At 63.5% G+C, this 4,885-nt stretch carries 8 protein-coding genes; 5 read left to right on the forward strand and 3 right to left on the reverse strand.

Going from position 1 to position 4,885, the window contains the following annotated elements; translation table 11 throughout:
- Together AC5JJ6_RS41515 and AC5JJ6_RS41520 are read left to right on the forward strand one after the other, a co-directional pair.
- A partial coding sequence (locus tag AC5JJ6_RS41515; RefSeq protein ID WP_496047668.1) for an MBL fold metallo-hydrolase occupies positions 1-605 on the forward strand: 605 nt, incomplete at its 5' end.
- A 30-nt stretch (positions 606-635) separates the two neighbouring features.
- Positions 636-1,130 carry a GFA family protein gene (locus AC5JJ6_RS41520; protein ID WP_496047669.1) on the forward strand — a complete coding sequence of 165 codons (495 nt, stop codon included), beginning with the start codon at positions 636-638 and terminating at the stop codon, positions 1,128-1,130.
- A gap of 15 nt (positions 1,131-1,145) precedes the next feature.
- Here the strand turns inward: AC5JJ6_RS41520 and AC5JJ6_RS41525 are convergent, their stop codons facing one another.
- Complete coding sequence (locus AC5JJ6_RS41525; protein ID WP_496047670.1) at positions 1,146-1,565, reverse strand: rhodanese-like domain-containing protein; 420 nt, start codon at positions 1,563-1,565, stop codon at positions 1,146-1,148.
- A gap of 77 nt (positions 1,566-1,642) precedes the next feature.
- Positions 1,643-1,852 carry a hypothetical protein gene (locus AC5JJ6_RS41530; RefSeq protein WP_496047671.1) on the reverse strand — a complete coding sequence of 70 codons (210 nt, stop codon included), beginning with the start codon at positions 1,850-1,852 and terminating at the stop codon, positions 1,643-1,645.
- A gap of 163 nt (positions 1,853-2,015) precedes the next feature.
- On the opposite strand from AC5JJ6_RS41530, the gene sfsA reads away from it, so the two are divergent.
- The 3 genes from sfsA to radC all read left to right on the forward strand — a co-directional run bounded on the left by sfsA (position 2,016) and on the right by radC (position 4,399).
- Positions 2,016-2,789, forward strand: coding sequence for a DNA/RNA nuclease SfsA (gene sfsA / locus AC5JJ6_RS41535; protein ID WP_496047672.1), 774 nt, complete (start codon positions 2,016-2,018; stop codon positions 2,787-2,789).
- Entirely contained in the window at positions 2,789-3,619 is an 831-nt protein-coding gene (gene map, locus AC5JJ6_RS41540; protein ID WP_496047673.1) for a type I methionyl aminopeptidase, read from the forward strand. Before sfsA ends, map begins: the two co-directional genes overlap by 1 nt.
- Positions 3,620-3,703: 84 nt before the next feature.
- A complete protein-coding gene (gene radC / locus AC5JJ6_RS41545) occupies positions 3,704-4,399 on the forward strand; it encodes a RadC family protein (protein ID WP_496047674.1) in 696 nt (231 codons plus the stop codon).
- A gap of 7 nt (positions 4,400-4,406) precedes the next feature.
- Here the strand turns inward: radC and AC5JJ6_RS41550 are convergent.
- The coding region (locus AC5JJ6_RS41550; RefSeq protein WP_496047675.1) for a class II aldolase/adducin family protein at positions 4,407-4,885 on the reverse strand (479 nt) is incomplete at its 5' end.

A 4,885-nucleotide genomic window follows, 5' to 3' on the forward strand; every position in this document is an offset into this window, starting at 1 on the left:
GCCGGGGCCTCGACGCGGCGGGCATCCCTCCCTCGGCGGTCACGGCCATCGTGATCTCGCATTTCCACGGCGACCACATTTCGGGCATCAAGGCCGCCGACAACACGCTGGCGTTCCCCAATGCGGAGATCCTGGTTCCGGAAGCCGAATATGCGTATTGGATGGACGATGGCGAGGCGAGCCGTGCGCCGGCCGGCCGCAAATCTGCGTTCGACCTGGTGCGGGCGACGTTCGCCGACCTCGGCAGCCGCGTAAGGCGTTACCGCGCCGGCGAAGAGGTGCTGCCGGGCATGACGTCGGTGGCGGCATACGGCCACACTCCCGGCCATACCGCACTCCAGATTTCATCGGGCGGCGAGACGGCGATGGCGTTGGCCGACGTCACCAACGTCCCGTTCCTGTTCGTCCGCAATCCGGACTGGTCCGCCGTCTTCGACATGGATGCCGACATGGCTCGGGCGACGCGCCACAAGCTGCTGGACCGGATGGCAGCGGACCGGACGCTGGCGTTCGGCTACCATTGGGGCCTGCCCAATGCCGGATATGTCCGCAAGACCGCTTCGGGGTTCGAGTTCGAACCGCTGGCATACGTGCAGACGCTTTGAAGTTAAAGTTGAAACAAGGGAGATAAGGCTATGAAACTTCAAGGTTCATGCCGATGCGGCGCGGTCCAGTTTAGGCTGAATTCGCCGACTCCCGTTCCCTTCATGCATTGCTACTGCACGATCTGCCGCAAGAGCGCCGGCGGAGGAGGTTTTGCGATCAACCTGGGCGGCGATGCCGGCAGCCTTGAAGTCGAAGGCCGGGAGGCGGTCGCCACCTGGCAGGCGCCCCTGGAAGATCCGGAGCATCCCGGAAAGACGCATCGCGGCTCCTCTCACCGGCATTTCTGCAAGCATTGCGGCACGGCGCTTTGGGCCGAAGACCCGGCATGGCCGGAACTGGTCCATCCCTTCGCATCGGCCATCGACACGCCTCTGCCGACGGCACCGGAGCGGGTACATATCATGCTGGACTTCAAGGCGCCGTGGGTTCAGGTGCCGACCGGTCCGGGCGAAGTCCACTTCGCCCGGTATCCGGATGAATCGCTCGAGAATTGGCACAAACGGCACGGCCTGCTGGACAGCTGACTTAGCCGGTGAGCTTCAGCCCTGGGTCCAGGGCAGGCCCGACTGTTTCCAGCCGGCGACGGTGCCGCGATGGCCGCTTGTATCCTTGGGACCTTCGAAGCCGTCGGCGATGTTGAAGACTTCGGCGTAGCCGTTTTCCTGGGCAAGCTTGGCCGCCGCCAGACTGCGCACGCCCGAGCGGCACAGGAAATATACCTTGTCGCCCGGTTCGACCTCCTCAAGCTTGAGCTTGTGCAGGAAATCCTCGTTGACGGACATGCCTGGATAGACCTGCCACTCGATCTTGATCGGCGTCTTGCCCAGTTCCTTCAGGTCGGGCACGCCGACGAAGTTCCACTCGGGCGTCGTACGGACATCGACCAGTTTGGCCTTGGGGTCGCTTTTCAGCGCCTGCCAGACTTCATTGGGAGGAACGTCGGGGATGGGAGCGCTCATGTCCTGGCTTCCTGAAATCGACTATGACGGCGGCTGGCATGCCGCAGTCATAGTCGATAGCCGAACACGCGCACGGGTCAAGCCCGCATCACGGCGCGTCTTGCGGCAGATGCGCTTTCCAGGCGGCGCGCTTCACGCTCGGCTTGGGCGGGGCTCTTGAAAATCCGGCCGTCGAGCGACTGCGCACGGGGGTTGGAGGCGAAGAAGCGGTAGCCGCCGTCCTGCAATACGACGACGCCGACAGCGGACTCGGTAGTCTCGATGATAAAGGCTGGTGCTGTAGTCATTCCGTGCTCCACATGCCCCCATCGAGGGAGGCAGCGGTCTAACAGCGATGTCTGGTTTACGTTCCGTTCCAAAGGCTTTCGAACGAAGCTGCGGGTGAAATTTCCCGCAGGGCCAATGCTGGAACCTTGCCGTCCGCCATTGCTCGCGGATACAAGGGCGGCCATGACCCTTTCTCCCAAGCCGATGCGTGCCGGCGTCTCGTTTCCGTCGGTTCTTTCAGAAGGCCGCCTGGTCCAGCGCTACAAGCGCTTCCTGGCCGACGTCGAGTTTCCCGACGGTTCGGTCGTGACCGCGCATGTGCCGAATTCCGGCACGATGCTCGGATTGAACGCTCCCGGATCCCGGGTCTGGCTTTCGCGCTCGGACAACCCGGCGCGCAAACTGGCCTATACGCTGGAACTGGTCGAAGCGGACGGTCATGCCGTCGGCGTCAACACGGGGCACCCGAACGCCCTGGCCGCCGCCGCGATCAAAGCCGGGAACATCCCCGAACTCGACGGGTACGAGACGATCAGGCGGGAGGTCAGGTACGGTCGCAATTCGCGGATCGACCTGCTGCTCGAAGCACCGGACCGGCCACCCGCCTATGTCGAGATCAAGAACGTGCATCTGCGGCGTCTCGACCGCCATGGCGGTAGGGCTGCCGAGTTTCCCGACTGCGTCACCGCGCGCGGCGCCAAGCACCTTGTCGAACTGGCCGACATGGTGGCACTGGGATGCAGGGCGGTCATGCTTTATCTTGTGCAGCGTGGCGATTGCGACCACTTCCGAGTCGCGGAAGACATCGACCCCGTTTACCATAAGGGTCTGCTGAGCGCCCGCAAGGCCGGCGTGGAAACGCTGTGCTATTCTTGTACCGTCACGCCGGAGGCGATCCTGCTGGATCGGCCCCTGCCCGTGCTTCTGACCACGCTTGATGAAATTACGGAACCATAATGACCAGAGCTGAAGCGGCCCAGACCGACGACCTCGACAGCAACCGCATCCGCCTGCACGGCCCGGAAGATTTCGACGGAATGCGGAAAGCAGGTCGGCTCGCCGCGGCCACGCTCGATTTTATAAGTCCCTATGTCGTTCCCGGCGTCACGACCGGCGAACTGGACGTGCTGTGCGAGACCTATATACGCGACCATGGGGCGGTCCCCGCCCCGCTGGGCTATCGCGGGTACCCCAAGGCGACCTGCATCTCGATCAACCATGTCGTCTGCCATGGGATTCCCGGCGACAAGCGCCTGCGCGACGGCGATATCCTGAACATCGACATCACGGTGATCCTGGACGGCTGGTTCGGCGATACCAGCCGGATGTTCCTGTGCGGCGAAAATGTCAGCATCAAGGCGCGCAAGCTGGTCGACGTCACCTATGAGTCGCTGATGCTCGGCATCGCGGCGGTGCGCCCCGGCGCCACGCTCGGCGATATCGGCTACGCGATCCAGCGCTATGCCGAGTCGCATCGTTTCTCCATCGTGCGCGATTTTTGCGGTCACGGCCTTGGCCGGGTCTTCCACGATGCTCCGTCGGTCCTTCATTTCGGCCAGCCCGGGCGCGGGCCGGTGCTGCGGGAAGGCATGTTCTTCACGATCGAGCCGATGGTCAACGCCGGGCGCTACGACGTGAAGATCCTGTCGGATGGCTGGACGGCGGTCACCAAGGACAAAAGCCTGTCCGCACAGTTCGAGCATTCGATAGGCGTCACCAAGGATGGCTGCGAGATCTTCACCCTCTCGCCCGCCGGTTACACCAAGCCTCCCTATATCGCAGGCTGATATCGTTTCGACCTGACAACCGCCGCGCGCCGCGGCTATAAGCATGCATGCCGTTGCATGTGCCTTATAGCCGCAAGGAACGCATTGAGCGACAAGGATTCGATCGAGGAAGACTATGCTGGGCACCGGGACCGCCTTCGCACCCGTTTTCTGACGGCCGGCGCGGATGCGCTTCAGGATTATGAAATGCTGGAGATGCTGCTGTTCACGGCCCTGCCCCGGCGCGACGTGAAACCGCTGGCCAAGGCGCTGCTGCGCAGCTTCGGCAGTCTATGGTGCGTCTTCAACGCGTCGCCCGAGGCGCTTCGAAAGGCGTTTCCGAAGATGACCGACGGGACCGTCGCGGCGCTGACCATCGTGGGCGCCGCGGCGCTCCGGATGACGCGCCAGGAGATCTTGAACAAGCCGGTGCTCAGCACGTGGCAGCGGCTGCTGGACTATTGCCAGGGAGTGATGGCGAACGAGGCGACCGAGCAGTTCCGCCTGCTGTTCCTGGACCGCAAGAACACGCTGATCGCCGACGAGGTGCAGCAACGCGGCACCGTGGACCATACGCCGGTCTATCCACGCGAAGTCATCAAGCGGGCGCTCGAACTGGGCGCTTCCGCAATCATCCTGGTCCACAACCATCCAAGCGGCGATCCGACGCCGAGCCGCGCGGATATCGACATGACCAAGGAGATCGTGACCGCAGCCAAGGCGATGGGCTTGGCTGTTCACGATCACCTCGTGATCGGCAAGGGCAAGCACGCCAGCTTCAAGTCGCTGGGCATCATCTGAGCATCGGTCAGCCGGCGTAATCCGGCTCTTCCCGGTCCAGGATGCGCTTCAGCGCATCGAAATGGCGTTCGGAGTTGTCTTCCCCCGCGATCTGCTGGGCGACCTTGCGGGCAAGACCATCGGGGACGCGCTTGAGGGGCCTGCCCGTCGACATGGCAAGGACCTGGTTCCGGCAGGCGCGTTCCAGGTAGTACATAGAGTCGAAGGCGAAGGCGACGCTGTGGCCGATGACGCTGACGCCATGGTTGGCCATGAACATGATCTGCCGGTTGCCGAGCGCGGCGCACATCCGGTCGCCCTCCGCCTCGTCCAGCGCCAGACCGTTGTACTCGTCGTCATAGGCGATCTGATCGTAGAACCGCAGCGCGTTCTGGTTGACCGGCTCCAGCCTGCCGCCTTCCAGCGTCGTCAGGGCAGTCGCATAGGGCATGTGGGTGTGGAGGATGCAGCGGGCATGCGGCAGTCCGCGGTGGAGGCGGGAATGGA

The sequence above is a fragment of the Skermanella sp. genome, from assembly GCF_059503625.1.